The sequence below is a fragment of the Gordonia ajococcus genome, assembly GCF_012974285.1.
Lineage (GTDB): Bacteria > Actinomycetota > Actinomycetes > Mycobacteriales > Mycobacteriaceae > Gordonia > Gordonia amicalis.
This window is the reverse complement of the sequence record NZ_CP052884.1, coordinates 4,812,551-4,837,632: the sequence shown is the minus strand read 5'-3', so window position 1 is coordinate 4,837,632 and position 25,082 is coordinate 4,812,551. Positions and strand designations below refer to the sequence as shown.

At 66.6% G+C, this 25,082-nt stretch carries 21 protein-coding genes, 2 pseudogenes and 1 other annotated feature; of the genes and pseudogenes, 18 read left to right on the top strand and 5 right to left on the bottom strand.

From position 1 onward, the window contains the following. Positions 1-61: 61 nt before the first annotated feature. The 6 genes from GAA2_RS21800 (at position 62) to GAA2_RS21775 (ending at position 5,354) form a co-directional block, all read left to right on the top strand. A complete protein-coding gene (locus GAA2_RS21800; RefSeq protein WP_191834608.1) occupies positions 62-1,072 on the top strand; it encodes an alpha/beta hydrolase in 1,011 nt (336 codons plus the stop codon). Between the two features lie 166 nt (positions 1,073-1,238). Beyond that, positions 1,239-2,147, top strand: coding sequence for a hypothetical protein (locus tag GAA2_RS21795; RefSeq protein ID WP_024499200.1), 909 nt, complete (start codon positions 1,239-1,241; stop codon positions 2,145-2,147). Between the two features lie 168 nt (positions 2,148-2,315). Beyond that, complete coding sequence (locus tag GAA2_RS21790) at positions 2,316-2,609, top strand: metal-sensitive transcriptional regulator (RefSeq protein ID WP_005196646.1); 294 nt, start codon at positions 2,316-2,318, stop codon at positions 2,607-2,609. A gap of 51 nt (positions 2,610-2,660) precedes the next feature. Continuing rightward, on the top strand, positions 2,661-2,867 hold the full coding sequence (locus GAA2_RS21785; protein ID WP_024498319.1) for a heavy-metal-associated domain-containing protein: 207 nt from the start codon (positions 2,661-2,663) through the stop codon (positions 2,865-2,867). 1 nt (position 2,868) lies between these two features. After that, positions 2,869-3,057, top strand: a complete 189-nt coding sequence (locus tag GAA2_RS21780) for a hypothetical protein (protein ID WP_024498320.1) — start codon at positions 2,869-2,871, stop codon at positions 3,055-3,057. After that, positions 3,057-5,354 carry a heavy metal translocating P-type ATPase gene (locus GAA2_RS21775; protein WP_024498321.1) on the top strand — a complete coding sequence of 766 codons (2,298 nt, stop codon included), beginning with the start codon at positions 3,057-3,059 and terminating at the stop codon, positions 5,352-5,354. Before GAA2_RS21780 ends, GAA2_RS21775 begins: the two co-directional genes overlap by 1 nt. A 143-nt stretch (positions 5,355-5,497) precedes the next feature. On the opposite strand, the gene GAA2_RS21770 is transcribed toward GAA2_RS21775, so the two are convergent. Next, positions 5,498-6,973 (bottom strand): FAD-binding protein, encoded by a 1,476-nt coding sequence (locus tag GAA2_RS21770; protein WP_024498322.1) that lies wholly within the window; start codon positions 6,971-6,973, stop codon positions 5,498-5,500. 178 nt (positions 6,974-7,151) lie between these two features. Between GAA2_RS21770 and GAA2_RS21765 the strand changes: the two genes are divergently transcribed. The 11 genes and pseudogenes from GAA2_RS21765 to GAA2_RS21715 all read left to right on the top strand — a co-directional run bounded on the left by GAA2_RS21765 (position 7,152) and on the right by GAA2_RS21715 (position 18,249). Beyond that, entirely contained in the window at positions 7,152-8,708 is a 1,557-nt protein-coding gene (locus tag GAA2_RS21765) for a molybdopterin-dependent oxidoreductase (protein ID WP_024498323.1), read from the top strand. A 332-nt stretch (positions 8,709-9,040) separates the two neighbouring features. Next, positions 9,041-10,132, top strand: coding sequence for a Re/Si-specific NAD(P)(+) transhydrogenase subunit alpha (locus GAA2_RS21760; RefSeq protein WP_024498324.1), 1,092 nt, complete (start codon positions 9,041-9,043; stop codon positions 10,130-10,132). After that, a complete protein-coding gene (locus GAA2_RS21755; protein WP_004020381.1) occupies positions 10,132-10,437 on the top strand; it encodes an NAD(P) transhydrogenase subunit alpha in 306 nt (101 codons plus the stop codon). Before GAA2_RS21760 ends, GAA2_RS21755 begins: the two co-directional genes overlap by 1 nt. Positions 10,438-10,457: 20 nt before the next feature. Continuing rightward, positions 10,458-11,984 carry an NAD(P)(+) transhydrogenase (Re/Si-specific) subunit beta gene (locus GAA2_RS21750; protein WP_024498325.1) on the top strand — a complete coding sequence of 509 codons (1,527 nt, stop codon included), beginning with the start codon at positions 10,458-10,460 and terminating at the stop codon, positions 11,982-11,984. A 166-nt stretch (positions 11,985-12,150) separates the two neighbouring features. Further along, positions 12,151-12,582: a nitroreductase family deazaflavin-dependent oxidoreductase gene (locus GAA2_RS21745; protein ID WP_024498326.1), complete on the top strand. Its 432-nt coding sequence runs from the start codon at positions 12,151-12,153 to the stop codon at positions 12,580-12,582. Between the two features lie 78 nt (positions 12,583-12,660). Then, positions 12,661-12,849: pseudogene (locus GAA2_RS21740) on the top strand (DoxX family protein); the annotation flags it as partial. A gap of 161 nt (positions 12,850-13,010) precedes the next feature. Continuing rightward, on the top strand, positions 13,011-14,642 hold the full coding sequence (gene istA / locus GAA2_RS21735; RefSeq protein ID WP_096274965.1) for an IS21 family transposase: 1,632 nt from the start codon (positions 13,011-13,013) through the stop codon (positions 14,640-14,642). A 4-nt stretch (positions 14,643-14,646) separates the two neighbouring features. Beyond that, a complete protein-coding gene (locus GAA2_RS21730; RefSeq protein WP_191834606.1) occupies positions 14,647-15,387 on the top strand; it encodes an ATP-binding protein in 741 nt (246 codons plus the stop codon). Between the two features lie 18 nt (positions 15,388-15,405). Next, a protein-coding gene (locus tag GAA2_RS21725; protein ID WP_159406341.1) for an IS3 family transposase occupies positions 15,406-16,706 on the top strand; the annotation gives its coding sequence in 2 pieces (ribosomal slippage) (positions 15,406-15,679 and positions 15,679-16,706; 1,302 coding nt in all). After that, positions 15,678-15,809 (top strand) — a sequence feature (AL1L pseudoknot). Its footprint overlaps the gene before it by 132 nt. A gap of 160 nt (positions 16,707-16,866) precedes the next feature. Continuing rightward, a pseudogene (locus GAA2_RS21720) lies at positions 16,867-17,112 on the top strand (DoxX family protein); the annotation flags it as partial. Positions 17,113-17,229: 117 nt separating this feature from the next. Further along, positions 17,230-18,249, top strand: a complete 1,020-nt coding sequence (locus GAA2_RS21715) for a YdcF family protein (protein ID WP_024499407.1) — start codon at positions 17,230-17,232, stop codon at positions 18,247-18,249. A gap of 6 nt (positions 18,250-18,255) precedes the next feature. Here GAA2_RS21715 and GAA2_RS21710 read toward each other — a convergent pair whose 3' ends face one another. The 4 genes from GAA2_RS21710 to GAA2_RS21695 all read right to left on the bottom strand — a co-directional run bounded on the left by GAA2_RS21710 (position 18,256) and on the right by GAA2_RS21695 (position 23,976). Beyond that, positions 18,256-18,993, bottom strand: coding sequence for a metallophosphoesterase family protein (locus GAA2_RS21710; protein ID WP_024499408.1), 738 nt, complete (start codon positions 18,991-18,993; stop codon positions 18,256-18,258). 166 nt (positions 18,994-19,159) lie between these two features. Further along, positions 19,160-19,933, bottom strand: coding sequence for a dienelactone hydrolase family protein (locus GAA2_RS21705; protein WP_024499409.1), 774 nt, complete (start codon positions 19,931-19,933; stop codon positions 19,160-19,162). Between the two features lie 51 nt (positions 19,934-19,984). Then, a complete protein-coding gene (locus GAA2_RS21700) occupies positions 19,985-21,499 on the bottom strand; it encodes an MDR family MFS transporter (protein ID WP_024499410.1) in 1,515 nt (504 codons plus the stop codon). Next, on the bottom strand, positions 21,499-23,976 hold the full coding sequence (locus GAA2_RS21695; protein ID WP_191834605.1) for an ATP-dependent DNA ligase: 2,478 nt from the start codon (positions 23,974-23,976) through the stop codon (positions 21,499-21,501). Before GAA2_RS21695 ends, GAA2_RS21700 begins: the two co-directional genes overlap by 1 nt. A gap of 107 nt (positions 23,977-24,083) precedes the next feature. Here GAA2_RS21695 and GAA2_RS21690 point away from each other — a divergent pair, with 107 nt between their 5' ends. Continuing rightward, positions 24,084-25,064 (top strand): Ku protein, encoded by a 981-nt coding sequence (locus GAA2_RS21690; RefSeq protein WP_096274812.1) that lies wholly within the window; start codon positions 24,084-24,086, stop codon positions 25,062-25,064. Positions 25,065-25,082: the final 18 nt, after the last annotated feature.

Here is a 25,082-nt window from a genome sequence, read left to right as displayed (position 1 = left end):
CACGCGCAGCGATGCGTGCAAGTCGATGCGCTCGTCGGACCCGGGCGCTACATTGACGCCGATGACCCAGAGCTCACGACACCCACGCGACACCGAGCGCCGCGCCGCCGGTACCCCGGACGCTCCGCGACACGAGGCCATCGACCTCGGGCACATCACCCTCCGTGCACTGGTGTGGGGCCCGGTCGACGGACCGGTTGCGGTGTGTCTTCACGGTTTTCCCGACTCGGCGTGGACGTGGCGTCTGCTCGCCCCCGAACTCGTCGCCGCCGGCTATCGCGTCGTCGCGCCGTTCACCCGCGGATACTCGCCGTCGGACATACCGCTGGACAAGGACTTTCACGTCGCGGCCCTCGCCTACGACGCCCGGGCGATTCACCGGGCGGTCGGAGCCGGGCGGGATGCGGTGCTCATCGGGCACGACTGGGGTGCGCTGACGGTCAACGCTCTCGCACACCGCACGGACAATCCGTACTCGGCTGTGGTCGCGATGTCGGTGCCGCCGATACCCGCGATCCGGCGCGCGATCGCCGACGGTCCGGGTGCGGTCCGTCTGCTGGCGCGGCAGGCCACGATGAGCTGGTACATCGGGTTCAATCAATTGCCGTGGCTGCCGGAGCGGAGTCTGGGCTGGTTGATCCCGTTGCTGTGGCGACGCTGGCGTCTGCGGCGTGCCGGCGACCCGCGGCCCGATTACGACGGCGACATCGACCATGCGCTCGCCGCGCTGCCGACCCGCGCGCATCGATCCGCTGCCCTGGGCTACTACCGCGCGGTGCGCCGCCCACGCACCGATGCCCGCTACGCCGACCTCCGCGACGACTGGTTGGGTGAACCCCGTTGCCGCACCCTGTATCTACACGGCGCCGACGACGGGTGCATGCAGTCGAGGTTCACCGATCACGTGCGCACCGTGCTGCCCGAGGGCAGTGCCACCGCGGTCGTCGCGGGTGCCGGACACTTCCTCCACCTCGATCGCCCGGAGGAGGTGCATCGCAGGATCGTGATGTTTCTCGCCCAGACGCGCGGAGGCGGACAGGGTGGCACCGAACCGGCCTCCTTCGTAGACTGACGCCCGGGATCTTCACAGCACCGCGGGCATGGGGGACGCCGTGGCGCTTGCCGGGGGGCGCGCCGAGGTAGGCACGAGCACTCGAGAAACACTCCGAAGACCGGCGTGGCATGGCGGGATGGCGCGCAGAAGACGTGAACTTGTGCAGGTATGAAGGGGAGTCCGTATGAACGGCGAAGGCTGTTGGTCGACGGTGGTGTGCCGGCCGACCGAACGGGCGGCGCTGGGACTGTCGGGTGAGTCCGATTGGTTGCTGCAGTGCCGTCTCGCGATCGGCCACCGTGGCAACCACGCGACGGATGCGAGTACGCATCCGAGGCATGACCGCCGCCTGTGGCTGGAGTGGAACGACTTCGACGATCGCGCCCAGTCCCTCATCGAACGCAACCCCTGTCCGGTCCCGTCGCCGGAAGGTGCTGGTTGTGTCTTCTTCGTCGGTCACGGCGGACCCCACTTCTATGCGCACTCGAACGGTCACGCCCCGTCGGTGATGTCCGGCGCCGGAAACCAGCAGCGTCCGACTCCCGGACCCGAGCGCACCACGGGTTCACAGCCGCCCAACCCGCAATCGCAGCGGATGGGGTCTCACCGGTTACCCGACTCCCACCAACCGGCCCCATCCCCGACTCCGGCCGAGGCACCATCGCCAGAACCCGTGCACGGGTCCTCGCCAGCGTCGGCTCCGGGTCCGGCCTATCGGGGAGGGCGTCGTTCCACGAACGCCGAACCGCTCGTCTCCGAGGACTACCACGGTCGTCGGCACCGGTCCGGCGCACCGGATCCGGGCGGTCCCGCACGGGTGGCACAGAACACCGCGATCCCGAACCCGCCGGCACCGAACCCCGTGGCCTCGGCGCACGCCGCACCGGCACTTCCGGACATGCCGCAGATCGCACCGGCGAGGGCCGGGGAGGGCGGCGTCCCACCGCGGGCGGGAACCGCAGGCCCGAGTCCGCGGGTGGATGCCGCCGACGAACACTCGGAGTCCGAAGCCGCCCGCCGCGCTGCGATCAGCGCGGCCCTCGACGAGGTCGCCGTCGCCCTCGCGCGTCTCGCGGCAGCTCTGCGGGCCTAGTACTCGCGGTTCTCTCGGTTCGACGCGCTCACGTCGGTGCGTTCAGTGCCGCCCGAGTCGTCTGCAGCCCACCCCGCCGCCAGTACGGTAGGGGGGTACCGTTGGCGGGCGGATGCTGGTATACCTGAGTGGCATACCCCTGAGGGGTACCCGTACAACAGGAGCGACATGGACGAGCACCAGCACGGCTACATCGGCCGCAAGGACGACTATCTCAAGCGACTCCGTCGCATCGAGGGCCAGGCACGTGGGTTGCAGCGCATGGTCGAGGAGGACTCGTACTGCATCGACATCCTCACCCAGGTGTCGGCCATGACCAAGGCTCTGCAGGCGGTCAGCCTCGGTCTGCTCGAGGAGCACATGGCCCACTGCGTCGTGCACGCGGCGCAGGAGAGCGACGCTGCGGGCAAGGAGAAGGTGGACGAGGCCATGGCCGCGATCGCCCGCCTGGTGAAGTCCTGACGTCGCCCCCACGTCATCGCGCACGACATCAACCGACCACGAGGAGTACGCATGAGCACCACCAGCACCTACACCGTCACCGGCATGACCTGCGGCCACTGCGTCGCCTCGGTCCGCGAGGAGATCGCCGAGATCTCCGGGGTGACCAGCGTCGACGTGACCCTCGAAGACGGAGCCGTACGCGTCGTCGCCGACCGTGAGATCCCGCGGGAGGAGATCGCCCGAGCGGTCGCCGACGCCGGGTACTCACTGGTGTGACATGAGCATCCCCAAGGGTCCCCTGGCCTACGTCGTCGCGCTGATCGCCGCGTTCGTGATCGCCTTCGGCGTCGGCCGGGCATGGGGACCACAATCCGAACCGGTGACCCACGACGCGCCCTCGCACGGTGTCGTCGAGACGACCGGCGGCAACACCCACGGTGACATGACGAATGGGGGCGATCACTGATGTCTGCGAGTCCTGGCCTGCAACTGGTCGACCTCGACATCTCCGGCATGACCTGCGCGTCGTGCGCGAACCGCATCGAGCGGAAGCTCAACAAACTCGACGGTGTCACCGCGTCGGTGAACTACGCGACCGAACGTGCCCACGTCGAGGTTCCCACCGGGCTCGCCGCCGACGACCTCGTCGAGGTGGTTCGGGCCGCGGGCTATGACGCGTCCCCGATCCTCCCGGAACCGCCGGCCGGATCGACGGACGCGAACGTGGCGGGCACCGCGACGACCGCCGACGCGGAACTCGACGCGCTGCGTCAGCGGCTGATCGTGTCCGCGGTGCTGTCGGTCCCGGTGATTGCGCTCGCGATGATCCCGGCCTGGCAGTTCACCTACTGGCAGTGGCTGTCCCTGACGTTGGCCGCGCCGGTGGTCGTGTGGGGCGCCTATCCGTTCCACCGCGCGGCGTGGATCAATCTGCGTCACGGTGCGACGACCATGGACACCCTCGTCTCGGTCGGCACGCTCGCCGCGTTCGGCTGGTCGCTCTATGCCCTTTTCCTCGGTACGGCCGGCACGCCCGGACTCACTCACGGCTTCGACCTGCTGCCCCAACGCGCCGACGGGGCGTCGCACATCTATCTAGAGGCTGCCGCGGGCGTGACGACCTTCCTGCTGGCAGGCCGCTACTTCGAGAAGCGGGCCAAGCGTCGCGCCGGCGACGCGCTGCGTGCGCTGATGGACCTCGGCGCCAAAGACGTCGTCGTCCGACGAGGCGGCACCGAGAGTCGGATTCCGATCGGTGAGTTGGCCGTCGGCGACGAGTTCGTGGTGCGCCCGGGTGAGAGGATCGCGACCGACGGGGTCGTGGTCGAGGGCGCGTCGGCGATCGACGCGTCGATGGTGTCCGGTGAATCGGTTCCGGTCGAGGTGACCGCAGGTGACGCGGTCATCGGAGCGACGGTCAACACCAGCGGACTGCTCGTCGTCCGGGCATCTGCGGTGGGTTCCGACACCGCGCTCGCGCAGATGGCGCGCATGGTGGCCGCCGCGCAGGAGGGCAAGGCCGACGCACAGCGCCTGGCCGACCGGATCTCCTCGGTGTTCGTCCCCGCGGTGATCGCGATCTCCGTTGCCACGCTGGGTTTCTGGCTAGGTGCGGCGTCGTTGGACGACTTCGCGGGCGGCGACGTGACCTTCGCGTTCACCGCGGCGGTCGCGGTGCTCATCATCGCCTGCCCGTGTGCACTCGGGCTCGCCACCCCGACCGCCCTCATGGTCGGCACCGGTCGTGGTGCGCAACTGGGCATCCTGCTGAAGGGGCCCGAGGTGCTGGAGTCGACGCGGCGCGTCGACACCATCGTGCTGGACAAGACGGGCACCGTCACCACCGGCGACATGTCCGTGTCGACGGTGACCGCGGCCGACGGTCACGACGAGGCGCAGGTCCTCGCGTGGGCGGCCGCGGTGGAAGCCGGGTCGGAGCACCCGATCGGACTCGCCGTCGTCGAGGCCGGACGTGAGCATGTGACGGAGAAGGCCCGGGACTTCGTGTCGACGCAGGGCGCCGGAGTCTCAGGAACGGTGGGAGACAGGCGAGTACTGGTCCTCTCACCCAGCAAGGTCACCGTGCCGATGCCCGGCGAGCTCGTCGACGCGGTGGCGACCGCGGAATCGGGTGGTGCGACGGCCGTCGTCGTACTGGTCGGCGATGTGGACGCGAAAGTTGCTGCCGCTGAGATGATCCCGGTCGGAGTGATCGCGGTGTCGGATCGGATCAAGACCTCGTCGGCCGCAGCCATCGCCGAGTTCCGACGCCTGGGACTCACCCCGAAGCTGCTCACCGGCGACAACGAAGGCGCGGCGCGTGCCGTGGCCACGGAGGTCGGGATCGACGACGTCACCGCAGGGGTGAGCCCGCAGCGCAAGCTCGAGGTGATCGCCGAACTCCAGGAACGGGGCCACGTGGTCGCGATGGTCGGCGACGGCATCAACGACGCCGCCGCGCTGGCGCAGGCCGACCTCGGGCTCGCCATGGGCACCGGCACCGATGTCGCGATGGCGGCCAGCGACCTCACCGTCGTGAGTGGTGACCTCCGCGTCGTCGCCGACGCGATCCGGCTGGCGCGTCGAACCCTCGGCACGATCAAGGGAAATCTGTTCTGGGCGTTCGGGTACAACGTCGCCGCGATCCCGCTGGCCGCGGCCGGCATGCTGAACCCGATGATCGCCGGGGCAGCGATGGCGCTGTCGTCGGTGTTCGTCGTGGGCAACAGCTTGCGGTTGCGCCGGTTCCAGCCGGGCCGCTGACAACCGCCCGAAAACTGCCCCTGATAAGCACCCCGCAGAACTGCCCCCGAAAAAGACCCTCCTGGCGAGACCCGGCGACATATCGTCGTCGGGTCCGCTGCACAGGGCGTTCTTCGGGGGCGGTTATCCGTCGGGGATGGGGATCAGCTCGCGCTGGTCGTCACGCGTGCCGCGGCGTGGCGGCCGGCGCGTCGGCCGAAGTAGGAACCCTCGCCCAATTGCGTTCCGCTGCAATACCCCTTGCAGTCCTGCGCGATGTTGGTGGCGCTCGCGCCGGCCGCATACAGGCCCTTGATGACCGACCCCGACTCGTCGAGCACCTCGCCGTCGAGGGAGGTGGCCATGCCGCCCATGGTGAAGCCCGCGTACATCGCCTTGCCCAGCGACAGGTCGTAGGCGGCCCAGGGTCCCTTGTCCTGGGGTTCGAGGAACTCGGCCGCCTTGTGGAAGTCGGGGTCCTCCTTCTTCGCGGCGTTCTCGTTGTACCGGGCCATGGTCCGCTGGAGATTGCCCTCCGGAATCCCGAGGTCGCGTTCCATCTCCTCGATGGTCTCCCAGCCGTCGATGAGGGGGACCAGGTAGTTCTGCTTCTCGTTCATGTGCGTCTCGTCGACGATGAGGTAGGCCGTCGAATCCGGTTGTTCCAGAATGAATCCCGAGGTGCGTGCGTGGTAGGAGTCCTCGGTGACGAACCGCTCGCCGAACTTGTTGACGATGACGCCCATGACCATGCTGGCCGGCGGGTAGATCGGGGCGGTGATGAACGCCTTGTCCATGTACTTCAGCTCGGCACCCACCGACCGGCCCATGCGCAATCCGAGGCCGTCGTCGTAGGTGTTGCCCAGGACGAACGGCTTCTCCGCGAGATGCGGCGTGTGTTCGGCGACCATCTCGGGATTCATCACGAATCCGCCCGCGGCGATGATCACCGAGTTGGCCCGGATGACGCCCGCTTCGCCCGGCTTCTTCCACGCCACGCCTGCGACCGCGCCGTCGGAGTCGACGACGAGCTGACGTGCACCGGTCTCGTACCGGACCTCGACGCCGAGTTCGCCGAGGCGTTTGACGAGCAGGTCGATGACGAGTGAGGCGCCACCGGTCTCCCCGGGGACCGGCACCTTGTGGCCGCGCGGGGCGGGGACGGCCTGGTCCTTGAACGGCCAGACCTTCTCGTTGCCGGTGTACATCAGGCCCTCGGTGCCCGGCTGGATGACGGCCTTCTCCGGGTAGAAGCTGCGTTCGAAGGTGAAGCCGAGACCTTCGAGCCAGTTGAAGTGGTCGACGCTGTCGACGCAGTAGGCGTGGATCTTGTCGGCCTCGGGTTCGATGGACACCGCGGTCAGGTATTTCTCCATCTCCTCGGCGGAGTCCTCCTGGCCCGTCGCCTTCTGTACGGCGGTGCCGCCGCCGAGATAGAAGAAGCCGCCCGACAGCGAGGTGGTGCCACCGGGTGCCGCGGCGCGCTCGAGCAGGAGGACGCGTGCGCCGTTCGCCGCGGCCTCCGCGGCGGCACATCCGCCGGCGATGCCGAATCCGATCACGACGACGTCGACCTCGTCGGAGAATTCGGTCACCGACTCGAGGGCGACGGTCTCCGGGATCTCGGTACTGGTAGCCATGCGGTCAGATTAGCGGACAAACTAGAACCTGTTCTAGTCTTGGCTACCATTCCTGGGGGTGGCCCGGCGACGGGGCCTTTCGTGCTGGTCAGCCGAATGGCCGTCGGACGAACGGAGGGCCTTCCGGCGCGACCCGCCGCGACCGGTGCGAACTCCGGTATCAAGAAGTGTGACCTTGTTGTCGACCCGTCGTGCGCACGCCGCGGCCCCCTGGCTGGCGGGCGTCGTCGCGGTGGGTTCCGGACTGGCGGTGGGCGAGATCGCCGCGGTTCCGGTGTCGCCGGATGCGTCGCCGTACTTCGCGGTGGGATCGTCGGTGGTCGACAACTCGCCCGCGGCGGTCCGGGAATGGGCCATCGAGACCTTCGGTATCGCGGACAAGGTCGCACTGTTCGTCGGGATGGGGATCATCATCGCCGCGATCGCCGGCGCCTGCGGGTATCTCGAGCGCCGCAGGCCTCCGGCGGGTTCGGCGATCATCGCGCTCTTCGCGGCCGTCGGAGTGCTGGCGGCGGTGAACCGACCCGGCGCGACGTGGACGTATGCGCTGCCCTCGATCATCGCCGGCGTCGTGGGCATCGTCGTGCTGCGGCTGCTGCTCGCCCAGCTCGACGACGAACCGTCGCCGATCGATCCCGACGTCCACACGGAAGACGATCGCCGCCAACCGCTCTCGCGGCGGTTCGTTCTCGCCGCGGGTGGTGTTGCCGTGGCCGCCGTCGCGATCGGCGTCATCGGTCGCCGCATGCTCTCCGACGCCGCCGACACCCTGGCCGACCGCGCGCGGATCCTGCTCCCGAAGCCGGCCGTCCCGGCGCCGCCGGTTCCGGCCGGCACCGAACTGAACCTCTCGGGCGCAACGTCTTTCATCACCGGTAACGACGACTTCTACCGGATCGACACCGCTCTCCAGGTGCCTACGCTCACCACGGTCGAATGGCGGCTGCGCATACACGGAGAGGTCGACAAGGAGGTGACGCTCACCTGGGATGACCTGGTGGCGATGCCGATGACCGAACGACTGGTGACGCTCGCGTGCGTGTCCAACGACGTCGGGGGAGACCTGATCGGCAACGCGAGATGGCTCGGCGTGCCGATGCAGAGCGTCCTCGACCTCGCCGGCGTACGGCCCGGCGCCGACATGCTGCTGTCCACCAGTGTCGACGGGTGGACCTGTGGCACTCCGATCTCGACGATCACCGACGGCCGCGACGCACTGCTCGCGATCGGCATGAACGGCGGCCCGTTGCCGATCGAGCACGGTTATCCGGTCCGCCAGGTGGTCCCGGGTCTGTACGGCTACGTGTCGGCGACCAAATGGGTCGTCGACTGGGAGATCACCAGGTTCTCCGAGGCGAAGGCGTACTGGACCGACCGCGGATGGTCTGCCCTGGGACCGATCAAACTGGCCTCGCGTATCGATCGGCCCGCCAGGGGTACCTCACATCCGGCGGGCGAGGTCGTCATCGCCGGGACCGCGTGGGCGCAGCACATCGGCGTCGAGCGCGTAGAGGTCCGCATCGATGACGGTCCGTGGCAACCCGCGGAACTCGCGACCGAGTACAGCGTCGACACCTGGCGCCAGTGGAAGTTCGTATGGCAGGCGGACAAGGGGGATCACACCGTCACGTGCCGGGCGATCGACAAGCAGGGGCGCCCTCAGGTCGAGCGGTACCGGTCACCCGCCCCGGACGGCGCGACCGGTCTGGACGAGCGCAGATACACCATCGCCTGATCGTCTCACCAGCGGGTTCGGTCGCGGATACCTGCTGCATAAAGATCATGAGCAATGCTGTTGTCAAGAGGTGAGTGAGGTATCCGACTCTCCTGAGCTGACGCTGAGAGCCCGTGTTATGTTTTCCCAACCTCTATATGTGAGCCGGGTGACAGTCATCGCTGTCGAAGCCCGAGCACTTCGTGACCTGCGTCAGGTCGTCCGCACCGCCGACACATGGCGGAGCTGCACGATTTGCACGCAGGTCACGGCGTTGTAGACATGTGCGCCGAGAACAGGCGCCGAAACAAGGCGGCGCCTACCCGGCGTCGCCGCCAGACAGGGTGAGTGAAATGACAGTGGGTGTCGTGCGCGAGACAGCCCCGGGGGAGCGCCGTGTGGCGCTGGTCCCGAAGGTGGCTGCCTCGCTGGTGGGCAAAGGTGTGCCCGTCGTGGTGGAGTCGGGGGCCGGTCTCGGCGCCCTGATCCCCGACGAGGCGTACACCGAGGCCGGGGCCACGATCGGAGATCCGTATTCGGCGGATGTGGTGCTGCGCGTGTCGCCGCCGTCGGACGATGAGATCGGCAAGCTGCGCAGCGGTCAGAAACTGATCGGTTTCCTGGCTCCGCGTAATGCCGACAACAAGATCGGTGCCCTGCGTGATGCGGGTGTCGAGGCGTATGCGGTGGAGGCGATCCCGCGTATCTCCCGTGCGCAGGTGATGGACGCGTTGAGTTCGCAGGCCAACGTCGCCGGCTACAAGGCCGTGGTCGTGGCTGCCGATCAGTCGACCCGGTTCTTCCCTATGCTGACGACAGCCGCGGGCACGGTGAAGCCGGCGACGGTCCTCGTGCTCGGAGTGGGTGTGGCCGGTCTGCAGGCCCTGGCCACGGCCAAGCGTCTGGGCGGACGGACCACCGGTTACGACGTGCGGCCCGAGGTGGCCGAGCAGGTGCGGTCGGTCGGTGCGCAGTGGCTCGACCTGGGTATCGACGCCGCCGGCGAGGGCGGGTACGCCCGCGAACTCACCGAGTCCGAACGCGCCCAGCAGCAGCAGGCGCTCGAGGACGCGATCAAGGGCTTCGACGTGGTGATCACCACCGCGCTGGTGCCGGGACGCCCGGCACCGCGTCTGGTGACCGCTGCGGCGGTCGAGGGCATGAAGCCGGGCAGTGTCGTGGTGGATCTGGCCGGGGAGACCGGCGGTAACTGCGAGCTGACCGAGCCCGGTGAGACGGTCGTCAAACATGACGTGACGATCACCGCGCCGCTGAACCTTCCCGCGACCATGCCCGAGCATGCCAGCGAGCTGTACTCGAAGAACCTGCTGGCGCTGATCGAGCTGATGCTCGACGAGAACGGTGCCATCACACCGGATTTCGGTGACGAAGTGGTGGCCGCTGCGTGCGTCACCCGTGCAACCTCTGAGGGGGTGTCTGCCTGATGTACGCCGGACTTCTCGCGAATCTCGCGATCCTGGTGTTGGCCGGATTCGTTGGCTTCGCGGTCATCTCGAAGGTTCCGAACACCCTGCACACCCCGCTGATGTCGGGTACCAACGCCATTCACGGCATCGTGGTGCTCGGCGCGCTGGTGGTCCTGGGCAAGTTGCCCGCCGACGCCGGATGGGGCGTGCGCATCATCGCGTTCGTCGCGCTGGTGTTCGGCACGCTCAACGTCATCGGTGGCTTCGCGGTCACCGACCGGATGCTGGGCATGTTCAAGGGTAAGAAGGAGGCCGCCAAGTGATCGGCGCCCAGGAATCATCGGTGTCACAGTTGGTGCTCGCGGCAGGCGAGCACACGCCCAGCGAGGGCGTCTCGTATCTGGTGATGGCCCTCTACATCGTGTCGTTCTCGCTGTTCATCTACGGTCTGATGGGTCTGACCGGACCCAAGACCGCGGTGCGCGGCAACTGGATCGCCGCGACCGGTATGGGTCTGGCCGTGGCGGCGACCCTGCTCTACATCTACAACTCGGGTGCGGTCGGCGAGGACGGTCATTCGACCGTCGGGGTGCCGACGATCAACTGGATCCTGATCGTCATCGGTCTGGTTCTCGGTGTGGTGCTGGGCATTCCGCCGGCGCTGAAGACCAAGATGACGGCCATGCCGCAGCTGGTCGCGCTGTTCAACGGTGTCGGCGGCGGCACGGTGGCGCTGATCGCATGGGCGGAGTTCATCGAGACCTCCGGGTTCTCGGTCTTCCACAACACCGAACCGGCCTCGCCGCTGGTGGTCGGCTCGCTGATTGCGGCGATCATCGGTTCGATCTCGTTCTGGGGCTCGCTGGTGGCGTTCGCCAAGCTGCAGGAGATCATGCCCAAGGGTCTGGAGAAGACCTTCGTGGCGAATGCGAAGCTGTTCCAGGCGGCCAACATCGTGCTGCTGCTGGTCGCGTTGGGACTGGCGATCTACCTGGGCGTCGACGCCGCTGACGGTGGCGGGGCGAGCGTCTGGTGGATGGTCGGGCTGCTGCTCGCCGCCGGTGTGATGGGTCTGTTCGTGGTGTTCCCAATCGGTGGCGCGGACATGCCGGTGGTCATCTCGCTGCTGAATGCGATGACCGGTCTGTCGGCGGCCGCTGCGGGTATCGCGCTGGACAACACGGCACTGATCGTGGCCGGCATGATCGTCGGCGCATCGGGCTCGATCCTGACCAACCTGATGGCCAAGGCGATGAACCGGTCGATCCCGGCGATCGTGTTCGGTTCCTTCGGTGGTGGCGATGCCGCGGCTGCCGGTGGTCCCGGCGGTGAGGGCGGCACGGTCAAGGCCACCTCGGCCGCGGATGCCGCGATCCAGATGGCGTACGCGAATCAGGTCATCGTCGTGCCCGGTTACGGTCTGGCCGTCGCGCAGGCCCAGCATGCGGTCAAGGAGATGGCGAGCCTGCTCGAGGCCAAGGGGGTGGAGGTAAAGTACGCGATCCACCCGGTCGCCGGTCGTATGCCCGGTCACATGAACGTGCTGCTGGCCGAGGCCGACGTCGCATATGACGCGATGAAGGAGATGGATGACATCAACGGCGAGTTCGGCCGTACCGATGTCGCGATCGTCATCGGCGCCAACGACGTCACCAACCCCGCGGCGCGCAACGACCCGAGCAGCCCGATTCACGGCATGCCGATCCTCAACGTCGACGAGGCACGGTCGGTGATCGTGCTCAAGCGGTCGATGAGTTCGGGCTATGCCGGCATCGAGAACCCGCTGTTCTTCGCCGACGGCACCTCGATGCTCTTCGGCGACGCGAAGAAGAGCGTCGACAGCGTCATCGAGGAACTCAAGGCGCTGTAGAAGAGAACACACTCAGAAGACCCCCGGCAGTCCACGTTTGGTGAGACTGCCGGGGGTCTTTTGTGTGCCGGGCGCGTATCGAGCAGGAATCGAGAAGCGGTCGCGCGTGTCTGGCGGTTAGCGTCTGGTCAGACGACAGGGTCAGAGAGCGAACCAAAGGAGAGTCATGTCTGTCTGGCAGTGGTATCAGCGGAAGATGAATGAGCGCACCGTCACCCGGATTCGCAACAAGAGCGGGACGATGTGGGGGATGGACATGGTCATCCTGCGCACCAAGGGACGTAAGTCGGGCCGACCACGAGAGACACCGCTCAGTTGGTTCCCCTACGACGGCGACTGGCTGGTCGCCGCTTCCGGTGGTGGAAAGGGCAATCCGGACTGGTATGCGAACCTCGCGGCGCATCCCGACGCCGCCGCCGTGGAACGGCACGGCGCACAACCGGTTCCGGTCACGCCGGTGGTGCTCACCGGCCCGGAACGAGAAGCCGCGTGGAATGCGGTCGTCAGCGCGCAACCCAGGTATGCGAAGTATCAGAAGAAGGCGACCCGCGAGTACCCGGTGGTGAAGCTGGCGACCGCCGGAGAGTGCGCCGGGTGATCCATCGATGAGTTTTCCGCACAAGCGGTGTCTATCCCTGCACGACAACCAGACCGCTCGTCCACAAGGGAGAACATCATGACCACCGACACCACCACAACGCGTTCGTCCGACACCGGCCGGGGACGAAACCGGCGCCGCATCACCGGGATCGTGATCAGCGCGCTCGTCGGCGCATTCCTCGCATTCGACGTCGTGGGCAAGCTGACCCGACCGCAGTCGGTGATCGACGGCACCGAGAAGCTCGGCTTCGACTCCGACCAGGCCTGTCATTTGCCACCGTGAAGGGACCACCTGGGCTGATTGTTTGCCATAGGGATGGGACCACCTGGATTGCCAGTTATGGGACCACCGGCGCGTCGCGCTGGTGGTCCTTCATTTTGTCCGTTGACTCGGCCGTGACGATGTTCACGGAAGGGGCCGACGGCATGGGCTACCGGGAGGTTGCAGTGGAAGAGATCAGAGAAGTCCTGCGGTTGTGGTTGGGCCTTGCGGTGGGGTTACCGGCGCCGGGTCTGCGCACGATCGCCGCGCGTGCGGGTGTCGATAGGAAGACGGTGCGACGCTACATCGCGGCGGCGCAGGCGGCGGGGTTGACGCGCGATGTCGGTGCGTCGGCACTGACCGATGAGTTGCTCGGTGCGGTGGTGGCCGGGGTGCGTCCGGCGCGGCCGAAGGGTCATGGCCAGGCGTGGGAAGCGTTGGTGCCGTTCAGCGAACAGATCACGCAGTGGGTGAGGGGAGGAACGCCGGAGAATCCAGAACCGTTGACGGTGACGAAGATTCACATCCTGCTGGCCCGTCAGGGGTGTGTGGTCCCGTATCGGACGCTGGTGCGGTTCGCGACCGAGTGCTGTGGGTATCGCCGCACCACGACCACGGTGCGGGTGGCCGATGGGGATCCCGGGGTGGAGTGCCAGATCGACTTCGGCTACCTCGGGATGCTCGATGATGCGGCAACAGGTAAGCGCCGCAAAGTGTTCGCGCTGGTGTTCACCGCCGTGTACTCGCGGCACACGTTCGTGTGGCTCTCACACACCCAAACCCTGTCAACGATCCTCGAGGGCTGTTCAGCGGCGTGGGAGTTCTTCGGCGGCGTGTTCGCTGTGATCATTCCGGACAACATGAAACCTATTGTCACCCAAGCAGACACCCTCAATCCGAGGTTGTCTCGGGGCTGGTTGGACTACGGCCAGCATGCCGGGTTCGTCACCGACACCGCCCGAGTCGCCACACCAACCGACAAGCCGCGGGTAGAACGCACCATCCACTACGTGCAGAACAACTTTTGGGCCGGTGAGCGATTCTCGAGCCTGCCCGATGCCCAGGCCGCCGCGGTGGCGTGGTGCCAGAGCACCGCGGGGCTGCGGATTCACGGCACCACCGCCGCCGCGCCAGCGGTGCTGTTCGACACAGACGAGCGCGCCCACCTGTTACCGATACCGGCCGACTACGACGTACCGATCTTCAAAACTGTCAAGGTGCACAGAGACTTTCACGCCTCGGTCGGCAAAGCACTGTACTCACTGCCCGAAACCTGGATCGGCTCGACACTGGACGTTCGCCTGGACAGCGAAGCGGTGAAGTTCTATCACCGCGGCGAGTTGGTCAAGCAACACCCGCGCCAGCCCGCCGGTGGGCAGAGCACCGACCCCAACGACTACCCCGCAGACAAGGCCGCCTACGCGCTGCGCAACATCAGCAAGCTGCAGGCCACCTGCGAGCATCACGGCCCCCATATCGGGCTCTACGCGGCCCGTATCGTCGACGACCCGCGCCCGTGGTCTCGGGTGCGGGCGGTGTACACCCTGCTCGGCCTGGTGCGCACCTACGGGCCCGGACCTGTCGATGCTGCCTGTGCCACCGCCCTGGAGTTCGATGTCATCGCCGTGCCCAAGATCGCCTCGATGCTTGAGCAGGCCACCGAGAACACCACCCCGGACATGCCCGTGGCCGCCGGGTCGGAATCGTCTCGCTTTGCCCGCGACCCCTCCGAATACGCAACCAACAGAACACAGTTGACACTTGTTCCTAACCCCGACAACACCATTCAGGAGTGAACCGATGACCCGAACCACCAACAGTGTGCCCGAACCTGTCGGCGCCGACATGCTCGGCCTGCTCAAAACCCTCAAACTCGGAGCCCTCGCCGACACCCTGCCCCAACGCGCAGCCCTGGCCCGCCAACACAAAACCTCGCACCTGACGTTCCTGCAACAATTGCTCGCCGATGAAGTCTCACGGCGTGAATCCAGCTCCGCCGCCCGACGATCAGCCAAGGCAGGTCTCGACCCCAGCATGCGGATCGACAACTGGCGCGCGGCAGACGATCTACTCTACGACCGCCCCCTGCTCGAGGACCTCACCACCCTGCGGTTCATCGACGCCGGCCACTCCGCGATCCTGCTCGGCCCCGTCGGAGTCGGCAAAACACACCTAGCAAACGCGTTGGGCCACATGGCCATCGGCCGACGCAAAACAGTGCTGTTCGCGCGAGCGGACAAACTGTTCCACCGACTCAAAGCCGCCCGCCTCGACAACAGCGTCGACGCCGAACTCCGCCGCATCACCGCCGTCGACATCCTGATCATCGACGACTTCGCACTCAGAGCGCTCGACGCGACCGAAACCAACGACTTCTACGAACTCATCGTCGAACGCCACCAGCAGACCAAGACCACCATCGTCACATCCAACCGAGAACCCGCCGAATGGCTCACCATGACCGCCGACGCGCTACTGGCCCAATCGGCCATCGACCGACTCACCTTGAATCACCCCAGGTTTGATGCCGCTTCCTTCTGAGTCAGGAAGGATGGGCACATGCCTAAGAAAATCGATCCGGAGGTCCGTTCGAGGGCCTTGCGGTTGCTGGAGGCCCACGGCGGCGAGTACACGTCGTTGACTGCCGCGGCCGAAGCGATCGCCAAGCAGGTCGGTGTCGGCGGGGAGACGGTACGTCGATGGGCCGTACAAGCCCAGATCGATGCCGGCGCCCGCTCCGGGACCACTACGAAGGAGTCCGCCGAGATCAAGCGCCTCAAGGCCGAGAACAAGCAGTTACGAGAAGACGTTGCCATTCTGAAAGCAGCGACAACTTTCTTCGCGGGGGAACTCGACCCCCGCAACCGATGATCGTGGCGTTCATAGATCAGATGCGCGCCAACGGGTTTGCGGTCGAGTCGATCTGCCGGGTCCTGCGTGGGCAGGGCTGCCAGATTGCCGCACGAACCTACCGGGCATGGCGATCACGCACGCCTGCCGCACGGACGGTCTCTGATGCCCACGTCGTCGATGCGGTGCGCACTGTCGTCTGGCGCACCGGTGACGACGGCCGGCGGAAGATGACTCCCGAGGGCCTCTACGGGCGGGTGAAGATGCGCGCCCATCTGCATCGCACAACTCTGCCTGGGGTGTCCTATGGTGCCGTTGATCGAGCGATGAAAGTGTTAGGCCACCAAGGAATTCGACGGTCGAAGGGAGTCCGAACGACCGTCAGATCCGCTGATGGTGTCCGCGCGGAGGATCTGTTGAACCGACAGTTCAGTGCTGCCGAACCGAACCGGGTTTGGGTGACCGATTTCACCTACTGCCGGACCTGGGCTGGGTGGGTGTATGTGGTGTTCATCATCGACGTGTTCTCCCGTCGAATCGTGGCATGGCATGCCTCGACATCGAAGTCGGTGGAGTTGGTGACAGTCCCGCTTCGGATGGCACTGTGGCAGCGCAATCGGGAAGGGCATCCGGTGAAAGCTGCTGAGCTTATTCATCATTCGGATGCCGGAAGTCAGTACACATCGGTTACACTGACTGAGCGTCTGCGACTCGAAGACATCGCAGCGTCGATCGGATCGGTCGGGGACGCCTACGACAACGCGCTGGCCGAGTCGGTGAACGGCTTGTACAAGACCGAGTGCATCCGGACCACGATCTTCCACTCCGGCCCGTACCGGACGATCTCCGACGTCGAGTTCGCGACCGCTGGTTGGGTCGACTGGTACAACAACAGCAGGTTGCACTCGAGTATTGGCCAGATTCCCCCGACCGAGTTCGAAACGCTCCACTACGCTGGCCTCGGCCCCGAGGACCAGCCCACATTGGAGGCGGCACAAAACCTGGGGTGATTCACCTCACGCGCGCACACCCTCGTCATCGAAGGCCCCTCCTACCGCCAACGACACCGACCCGGACTTGACCGACCCAACCCCGCAGAGCATCCTCAATAACGCGCCAAGGTGGTCCCATCCTCGTGGCAATCCAGGCGGTCCCATAGCAGTGGCAAATGACAAGGCCATCGTCATGGGCATCGTGTTGCTCATCTGCCTTGTCGTGTACGCGATCCCGCGGACCGCCGTGTTGGGCGCGCTCGGCATCACCGCCTACCTCGGCGGCGCGGTCACCGCGAACATGCGGATCGAGGAACCGCTCTTCAGCACGGTGTTGTTCGCGGTCTACCTCGGCGTCCTGATGTGGATCGGACTGGTCCTGCGTCGCCCGGAACTGCTGAAGGTCGCCGGCCTGCGCCGCTGATCGCCGACCCCGGCGCGCTCCTGGCCGGCCCCGCACCCGTTATCGATCTGGAATCGGACGGGTGCGGGGCCGTTGCGCACCTCTCGTACTGTTACGCGAGTGACTGGTGTTACCAGAGTGAAGCGCTTTCGGCTGGCGGCTGCCGCCACCATCGCGGTTGCCGCGCTCGGTGGTGTGGCCGTCGGGTCGCTCCCCGCCGACGGCGCGAGTGTGGTGACGGTGGCGGATGCCGTCGACCCGGCCGGGTTGTACAACGACGCGCAGTCGAAGTTCGCCAACGGGGACGTGGCCGGCGGTCTCGCGGCCCTGCAGCAGGCGCTGACGATTGCGCCCGCAGACACCGATGCGCTTGCACTGCAGTCGATCTGGTCCGACCAGATCGACGATGCCTCGGTCAGCGACGCCGCCCTGAGTCGCTTGCGTGTGCTGAATCCACTCCTGGCCACCACGGCACGCAACGTGATCTCCGGCGTCGCCACGGCTGCGCGGATCGTGCCGGACACCACGCCCAAGCCGGTTGCCGGGCGGGTTGCGATCGTCGTTCTCGGATTCGGCCTGAACGCCAACGGAAAAATGGCCCCGGAGTTGGTGAATCGGGTGTCGGCGGGTAAATCGCAGGCCGAGATCACCACGGCTGCACCGATCGTCGTGACCGGCGGGGTGCCCAAGAACGGCATCACCGAGGCCGCCGCGATGAAGACCTGGCTGATCGACAACGGCGTCGCCGCCACGCGCATCCTGACCGAGGACAAGTCGGGATCGACCGTCGCCAACGCGCAGAACACGTCGGAGATCCTGCGTGCGAAAGGCATTCGCGACATCGTCCTGGTCACCTCGCCCAACCACATCCGTCGCGGTGCCGCGGACTTCGGGGCGACCGGACTGCGGGTCGTCGGAACCCTCACCACCGCCACCGATCTCAGCAAGTACCTCACTCCGCTGACCAAGGATCAGACGCGGGGTATCCGGCTCGAAGCCACCCGGACCGCGCGAATCCCCACGACCCACCAACCCGGAGCGCTCCCGCAGAACCTCCCCGATCCCGGCCCAGGTCTGCTCGCCGACATCGGTGGCCAGGTCCTCAAGCAGTTGCTCGACGCGGGGTCGTCGGCCATCGGTTCGGGGGCCGAGGGCTGAGGTCGGTCAGAACATGACCGATCGGTAGTGGGTGACGAGTCGGCCCTTGTCATAGATGTGGAAGGCGATACCGGGCGGCTGGCCGCGATTGACGACCTCGTTGCCCTCGAACGGGAGGTTCAGCGTCGACGCGACGCCCGGAGCGACGCACAGTGGGCGGTCGGCGAATCGGGTCACCGCGGGCGTGTGTGCGTGGCCGCACAGGAACGCGACGATGTTCGGGTGGCGTTCGACGAGGGGGACCAGACGCTCCTCACTGGTCTGCCGGATCGAATCCATGAACGGCATGTGCAGCTCGACGGGCGGGTGATGGAAGGCGATGAAGACGGGCGTCTGCGGGTCCTCCGCCTCGAGTCGAGCGGACATCCAGGTGAGGGTCTGGTCGTCGATGTAGCCGTCGTTGCGTCCGGGGATCGAGCTGTCGCACATCAGGAACAACACGTCGCCGACGCGTCGGGCGTGGTTGATCGGTCCGGAGGTCTCGGCGCCGAGCAGTGTGGCACTGAACGGTTGGCGGACGTCGTGGTTGCCGGCGGTGATGAGCATCGGCAGGGGACTCTGGAGAACGCCGAAGGCCTCTCGGTACTCGCTCGGCGTACCTTCGTCGGCGATGTCACCGGTGACCAGCAGGGCGTCGATTCCGGCTGCCCGTGCGTTGATGTAGCTCAGCGTCGACTGGATGCGGCTTCGGTTGAACCGCGTCCCGTTGAAATGAAGGTCGCTGATGTGGGCGACAACGAACACGAAGAGCTCCTGTCACGGTCACTGACTCCCACGAGGCTAGTCCTAGGCCCGGCTGCGACGCGCACCACGGTGGCGCCACGAGTCGAAACACACTCTGCTCGCGTTGGTGTGGCTCATTCGTCTGACCGGCCGGTAGGTCTGATGGCGCACTGGTCCCGGCCGGCGCTCAGGTGGTGAGGGTTCGCCGGAACAGCGCCTCCAGCTCGGTGAAATGGTGTTCGCAGGCCTCGTGGTGGTACGCGGGGATGTCGGACATCGTGTACCCGTGTTCGGCCCCCGGGTAGACGGTCGCCGAATGGGTGACCCCACTCGAGATGAGTGCGTGCTCGAATCGGGCGATGGCGGTGCGGGGCAGCGAGCGATCCTTGTCGGCGTGGATGGCCAGCACGAACGCGTCGATGTCGAGGAGATGGAGGTGAGGGCTGTCGGGGTCCTCGGTCACGAGCTTGCCGGTGTGGAAGATCCCGACGGCGGCGACCTCGGCGGGACGCGCGGCCGCCAGGTTCAGCGCCAGCCGGCCGCCCATGCAGTAGCCGGTGACGCCGATCGGGCCGGACGAGACACCGGGCACCGAGCGCAGGGCGTCGAGGTAGGAGACGAGGTCGGCGCGGGCGACGTCGAATGTGAGAGTCGACGCGCGGGGCATCGCCGCCCGGAAGAATGCGCCGAGAGCCCCGGGTAGCAGCGGATCGTCGGCCGGGGCCCACTCGTCGGCGGTGCCGTACCGGTAGAAGAGATGCGGCACCGCGACGACGTGACCCCACGACGCGATGCGGTCGGCCATCGCGCGGGTGCGCGGGCGGAGTCCGATCACATCGGTGATGAACAGGACGCCGGGGAGCGGCGACTCGTCCGCGGCTGCCGGCCGGGTCACGTACATCTCGGTGTCGCCGTAGGCTGCGGGGACCGTGATCGTCTCGCCGTGGACGTCGGGTGTCATGGGTGACTCCTCCTGGTGGGCTGCGGCATTCAGGTCGTTCCCGCGAAACCGTCAGAGTCCGGCGGGCGGCGCCGCGGCCGCTTCCCGGGTTCGGTGCCGCGGCAGGAAGATCGCGGGCAGGAAGATCACCGCCGTGAGTGCGAACGCGACCCAGAAGGCGTAGCCGAAGGCGTCGGCGAGGATCGGACCGACGACGGGCATGGCTTCCGGTGGGACAGAACCTATCTGGTCGCTACCGCCACCCGGCGCGGACAGGCCTCGGGAGGACAGCTCGTGCGTGAGTCGTTGCGTCAGGGCGGTGACCAGCAGGGCACTGCCCAACGACGCCCCGACCTGCTGAATCGCGGAGAGGGTGGGGGCCGCGCGCGTCACGACCTCCTTGCTCAGATCGCTGTAAGCGGCCGAGATCGTCGGCACCATCACCGAACCCAGGCCCATACCGCGCACGAACAGGGCGATGCTCAACCACAGATAGGAACTGTCGGCACCCACGTGGGTGAACGGGTACGTGCCGACCATCGCCAGCACGACGCCGACCGGCACGACGTACCCGGCGCCGATCCGGTCGGTGATCCGTCCGCCGATCACCATTGCCACGATCGCGCCGAGTCCCTGCGGCGCGAGCAGCAGGCCGGCATCAAGTGCGCCCTCACCACGCACGGTCTGGTAGTAGAGCGGAAGGAGGAGCATGCCGCCGAAGAGCCCGATCGCGACGAGGAACACCGTGACCGTGCCCGCGGCGAACACCCTGTTGGTGAGGAGCCGGACGTCGACGATCGAGTCGGCGCCCTTGCGCAGGCTGTGCCACGTGTAGAGGCTCAGACCCACGACACCGCCGATGAGCCACCCCAGTACATCCGCATCGCCGAAACCACCATGGGAGCTCGCACGGGACAGCCCGTAGAGCAGGCAGACCAGGCTGCCGGAGAGTACGGCGAGACCGAGGAGGTCGAGGCGGTCACGGTCCGGTGCTTTGTCTCCGTGCGGCAGTTTCCACGCCGCGAGGACCACTGCGACGATGCCGACCGGCACGTTGACCAGGAAGATCCAGTGCCAGCTCGTGTATTCGACGAGCAGACCGCCGATCACCGGTCCGAGGACGGGTCCGAGCAGCATGGGGACGCCGAGGATGGCCATCGCGCGGCCGAGCCGGTCCGGGCCCGCGGCGCGGGTGATGATGGCCTGTCCGGCCGGCAGCAGCATGCCGCCCCCGAGTCCCTGCAGGATGCGGAACACGATGAGGCTCTCGATCGACCAGGCCGCCGCACAGAGCGCGGATCCCGCGACGAACAGCGTCACCGCGGTTATCCAGGTCGGTTTCGGCCCGAAGCGATCCATCGCCCAGCCGGTCAGGGGGATGACCAGGGCCACTGCGAGCAGGTAACCCGTGACCACCCACTGGGTCGTCGACAGCGAGGCGTCGAGTTCGGAGCTCAGCGAGTCCAGGGCGACGTTGACGATGGTGGTGTCGAGAACCACCATGATCATCCCCGACACGATCACGAGACCGGTCACGACCACAGAGCGGTCGAGCTTGTTCGTCGGTGGGTCGGCGGAATATGTCATCAGAGGTCCCCGGGTAGTTTGTCCCGGCGTATACCGCGCCAACTCGGGTGGCGCAGATGGCCGGCGGTGGTCCAGTCCATGAAGCGCACCTCGCCGACGATCTTGGGCAGAACCCAGACCGCGCTCGACGCGATGGGACGGTCGAGTTTCTCGAGAAACGGGGACCGCGAGATCTTCAGCGGTTCGAGTTCCTCGGCGAGAGAGCGCAACTGCGCGTCGGTGAATCCGGTTCCGACGCGGCCCACGTAGCGCAGTCCGGTCTCCTCGGGCAGGCCGAGCAGAAGCGATCCGATGGTGTGCGACCGGTTGCCGCGCCCGGGACGATATCCGCCGACCACCACCTCGATGTCGCTCCAGTTCTTGTGCTTGAGCCACTTGGTGGAGCGTCGGCCCTGTTGATAGACCGAGTCACGGCGTTTGGCGACAACGCCTTCCAGGTTGTGTTCGCGGCTGTACTCGATCGCCGCACTCGCGGGCGTCGGGAGCAGCGGCGGCACATCGATGTACGTCGAGCGACGAAAGGCCGGCGCGAGTTCCTCGAGGATCTCGCGCCGTACGGACCACGGTTTGCGTAGCAACGACGTCCCGTTCAGATACAGGATGTCGAACAGGTGCAGCTTGAGTGTGTACGGCTCCTCGGTGTGCCTACGTGAGGTGAACAGCGTGAAGTTGGTTCGGCCGGTGGAGTCGATGGCCACCGCCTCGCCGTCGAGCACCACATCCATGAGCCCGAGATCGTCGGTGATGCTTGCGAATTCGGGGAAATCGTTCGTCATGTCGATCCCCGAGCGGGACGTCAGCCGGAACTCGCCGCCGATCGAGCGCACCAGGAGTCGATAACCGTCCCATTTGCCCTCGAACGCCCAGTCGCGCCCGTTGAGCTTGTCGATCGGCTCGTCGGTGGCGAGCATCGGTCTCGGATCGGTGAGACTGTCGGGAACGATGGGGCGCGGCTCGTCGGTCATCAGGTGGGCGAGCCAGTTCTTGTCACCGGTGCGGATCAGTGCGTACCGGCCCTGGAGCCGCTCGCCGTGCAGGCGGACGATGACCTCTTTGTCCCGCCACTTCTCCAGCTCGAAAGTGCCCTTTTCCCAGATCGATACGTGTCCACCACCGTATTCTCCGGCCGGGATGTCGCCCTCGAAGTCGGCATAGTCCATCGGATGGTCCTCGGTCTGGACCGCGAGTCGGTTCTGGTCCGGATCGGTGGGGAGGTTCTTCGGTACCGCCCACGAGACCAGCACGCCGTCGTGTTCGAGACGGAAGTCGTAGTGGAGTCGCCGTGCGTGGTGCTCCTGGATGACGAAGATCGGTGCGCGGGGCGCGGATTCCGGATGATCCTCGTCCACCTCGTCCTCCGATTCCCGGAGGCGTTGCCGATGGTTCTCGTCGCCGAAGGGTTCCGGCGTCTTCGACTCGTCGCGTTTACGACGGTACTCACGCAGATTGATGATCTGACCCGACCGCGTCTCCTCCGCGTGGTCGTCGCCGGCGCCGTCCTGGTCGTCGGAGGTGATGTTCTCCCGCAACGTGTCCGGGTCGGCGAGATCGTCACCGGTGTCGGAGGAACCGACGACGTCGTCCGAGGTGGTGGCCGGATCGTCGTCGTACGGAGCGTCGAGACCCGCCAGGAGATCGCCGACGTCGGCCACCCGGTCGAGGACCTCGGTGTAGAGCAACTGGGCGATCGTGGGGTCCTCGATCTCATCCCAGGTACGGGGCGCGGCGACCCACGGTTGTTCGCGTCCGCGCAGCGAATACGGCGACAGGGTGGTCTTCGAGGCGTTGTTCTGGCTCCAGTCGATGAAGACCTTGTCGTCGCGGATCTTCTTCGACATGTTGGCGGTGATGAAATCACTGTGCTGCCGGGCGAACTCGTCGGCCACCTCACGGGCGACCTTCCGGGCGGCTTCCGAGCTCACCGGTTTGGGCAGCCGGGCGTAGATGTGAATACCCTTGCCGCCGCTGGTCACCGGGTACGTGGTGGTGCCGCCCAGCCAGTTCCGGATCTCCACCGCCACGGCCGCGGTCTCGTGCAGGGGGACACGCGGACCGGGGTCGAGGTCGAAGACGATCCGGTTGGCCATGCGTTCGCCGTCGGGGCCGATCGGCAGCCGCCACTGCGGGACGTGGATCTCGAGCGCAGCCATCTGGGCCAGCCAGACGAGCGTGGCGCGATCCTCGGCGAGCGCGTATTCGATGACCCGCTCGCTGTGCTGGATGCCATGGCGGCGAACCCAGTCGGGCGCGCTGTCGGGCAGATCCTTCTCGAAGAACGGCGTCGACTCGACACCGTTGGGCCAGCGTTTGCGGGTGACGATGCGGTTCCGCAGGTGCGGCAGCATCACCTCGGCGATGCGCGAGTAGTAGTCGATGACGTCGTATTTGCGTGTCCCGGTCGCCGGATAGAGCACCTTGGAGAGATTGGTGATCGAGATCCGGCGGCCGTCGACCTCCAGGATCTCTCCGCCTGCCATCACCCCATTGTCCACACCGCAGAGCCGAAGGCTCGTCGATCGGCGCGGGTGTCTCCACGGAGGCGTTTGCGTCTGGTTGCCGACGTCGCACACGAACTCCTGGCACAATGGCCGACATGCGCTCGATCTGGAAGGGCGATCTCAGCTTTGGCCTGGTGAATGTACCGGTCAAGGTCTATTCCGCGACGGAGAGTCACGACCGCAAGTCCTACCAGGTCGACTCCTCCGACGGCACCCGCATCCGATACCGGCGCGTGCGCGAGGGAACCGACACCGAGGTCGACTACTCCGACATCGCCAACGCCTACGAATCGGAATCGGGCGAGACGGTGATCCTGACCAAGGACGACCTGTCGACGCTGCCGGTGCAGAAGAGCCCGGAGATCTCGATCCTCGAGTTCGTGCCGGTCGAACAGGTCGATCCGATCTACTTCGACAAGCCCTATTACCTGGAGCCGTCGTCGAAGTCGCCCAAGGCCTACGTGCTGTTGGCCAAGGCGCTCGAGGAAACCGACCGCCTGGCGATCGCGACGTTCACCCTGCGGAACCGCACGCGGGTCGCGGCGCTGCGCGTCGTCGACGGCGTCATGACCCTGCAGACACTCCTGTGGCCGGATGAAGTTCGCAAACCCGACTTCGGTTTTCTCGACGAGGACACCGAGATCCGCGACCAGGAACTGAAGATGGCGGCGTCGCTGATCGAGTCGATGGCCTCCGACTACGATCCGTCCGAGTTCGAGGACACCTATCAGAACGAGCTGGCCAAACTCATCGAGGCGAAAGCCGAGGGCAGCGAGGCGTTCCCCGAGTCGGAGGAGGAGAAGCCCGGCGAGGAGGATTCCGAGGTCGCCGATCTGCTTGCCGCTCTGCGTGCCTCGGTGAAGGACCGCGGGGCTTCCGACGAGGACGAGGCCGAGAAGAAGGACACGGCCGCGAAGAAGGCTGCCAAGAAGGCACCCGCCAAGAAGGCCGCGGCGAAGAAGGCTCCCGCCAAGAAGGCGGCCTCGAAGAGCAGCTCTGGATCGTCGGGCTCCAAGAGCACGGCGAAGAAGGCGCCCGCCAAGAAGGCCTCCCGCCGGGCGAGCTGATCGCGCTCTCCGGCGGAA

Bases quoted from the DNA above. Each gene is read 5' to 3' on its own strand.
- GAA2_RS21800 (WP_191834608.1), top strand. From the start codon at position 62: ATGACCCAGAGCTCACGACACCCACGCGACACCGAGCGCCGCGCCGCC.
- GAA2_RS21795 (WP_024499200.1), top strand. From the start codon at position 1,239: ATGAACGGCGAAGGCTGTTGGTCGACGGTGGTGTGCCGGCCGACCGAA.
- GAA2_RS21790 (WP_005196646.1), top strand. From the start codon at position 2,316: ATGGACGAGCACCAGCACGGCTACATCGGCCGCAAGGACGACTATCTC.
- GAA2_RS21785 (WP_024498319.1), top strand. From the start codon at position 2,661: ATGAGCACCACCAGCACCTACACCGTCACCGGCATGACCTGCGGCCAC.
- GAA2_RS21780 (WP_024498320.1), top strand. From the start codon at position 2,869: ATGAGCATCCCCAAGGGTCCCCTGGCCTACGTCGTCGCGCTGATCGCC.
- GAA2_RS21775 (WP_024498321.1), top strand. From the start codon at position 3,057: ATGTCTGCGAGTCCTGGCCTGCAACTGGTCGACCTCGACATCTCCGGC.
- GAA2_RS21770 (WP_024498322.1), bottom strand. From the start codon at position 6,973: ATGGCTACCAGTACCGAGATCCCGGAGACCGTCGCCCTCGAGTCGGTG.
- GAA2_RS21760 (WP_024498324.1), top strand. From the start codon at position 9,041: ATGACAGTGGGTGTCGTGCGCGAGACAGCCCCGGGGGAGCGCCGTGTG.
- GAA2_RS21755 (WP_004020381.1), top strand. From the start codon at position 10,132: ATGTACGCCGGACTTCTCGCGAATCTCGCGATCCTGGTGTTGGCCGGA.
- GAA2_RS21745 (WP_024498326.1), top strand. From the start codon at position 12,151: ATGTCTGTCTGGCAGTGGTATCAGCGGAAGATGAATGAGCGCACCGTC.
- istA (WP_096274965.1), top strand. From the start codon at position 13,011: ATGGGCTACCGGGAGGTTGCAGTGGAAGAGATCAGAGAAGTCCTGCGG.
- GAA2_RS21730 (WP_191834606.1), top strand. From the start codon at position 14,647: ATGACCCGAACCACCAACAGTGTGCCCGAACCTGTCGGCGCCGACATG.
- GAA2_RS21705 (WP_024499409.1), bottom strand. From the start codon at position 19,933: ATGACACCCGACGTCCACGGCGAGACGATCACGGTCCCCGCAGCCTAC.
- GAA2_RS21700 (WP_024499410.1), bottom strand. From the start codon at position 21,499: ATGACATATTCCGCCGACCCACCGACGAACAAGCTCGACCGCTCTGTG.
- GAA2_RS21695 (WP_191834605.1), bottom strand. From the start codon at position 23,976: ATGGCAGGCGGAGAGATCCTGGAGGTCGACGGCCGCCGGATCTCGATC.
- GAA2_RS21690 (WP_096274812.1), top strand. From the start codon at position 24,084: ATGGCCGACATGCGCTCGATCTGGAAGGGCGATCTCAGCTTTGGCCTG.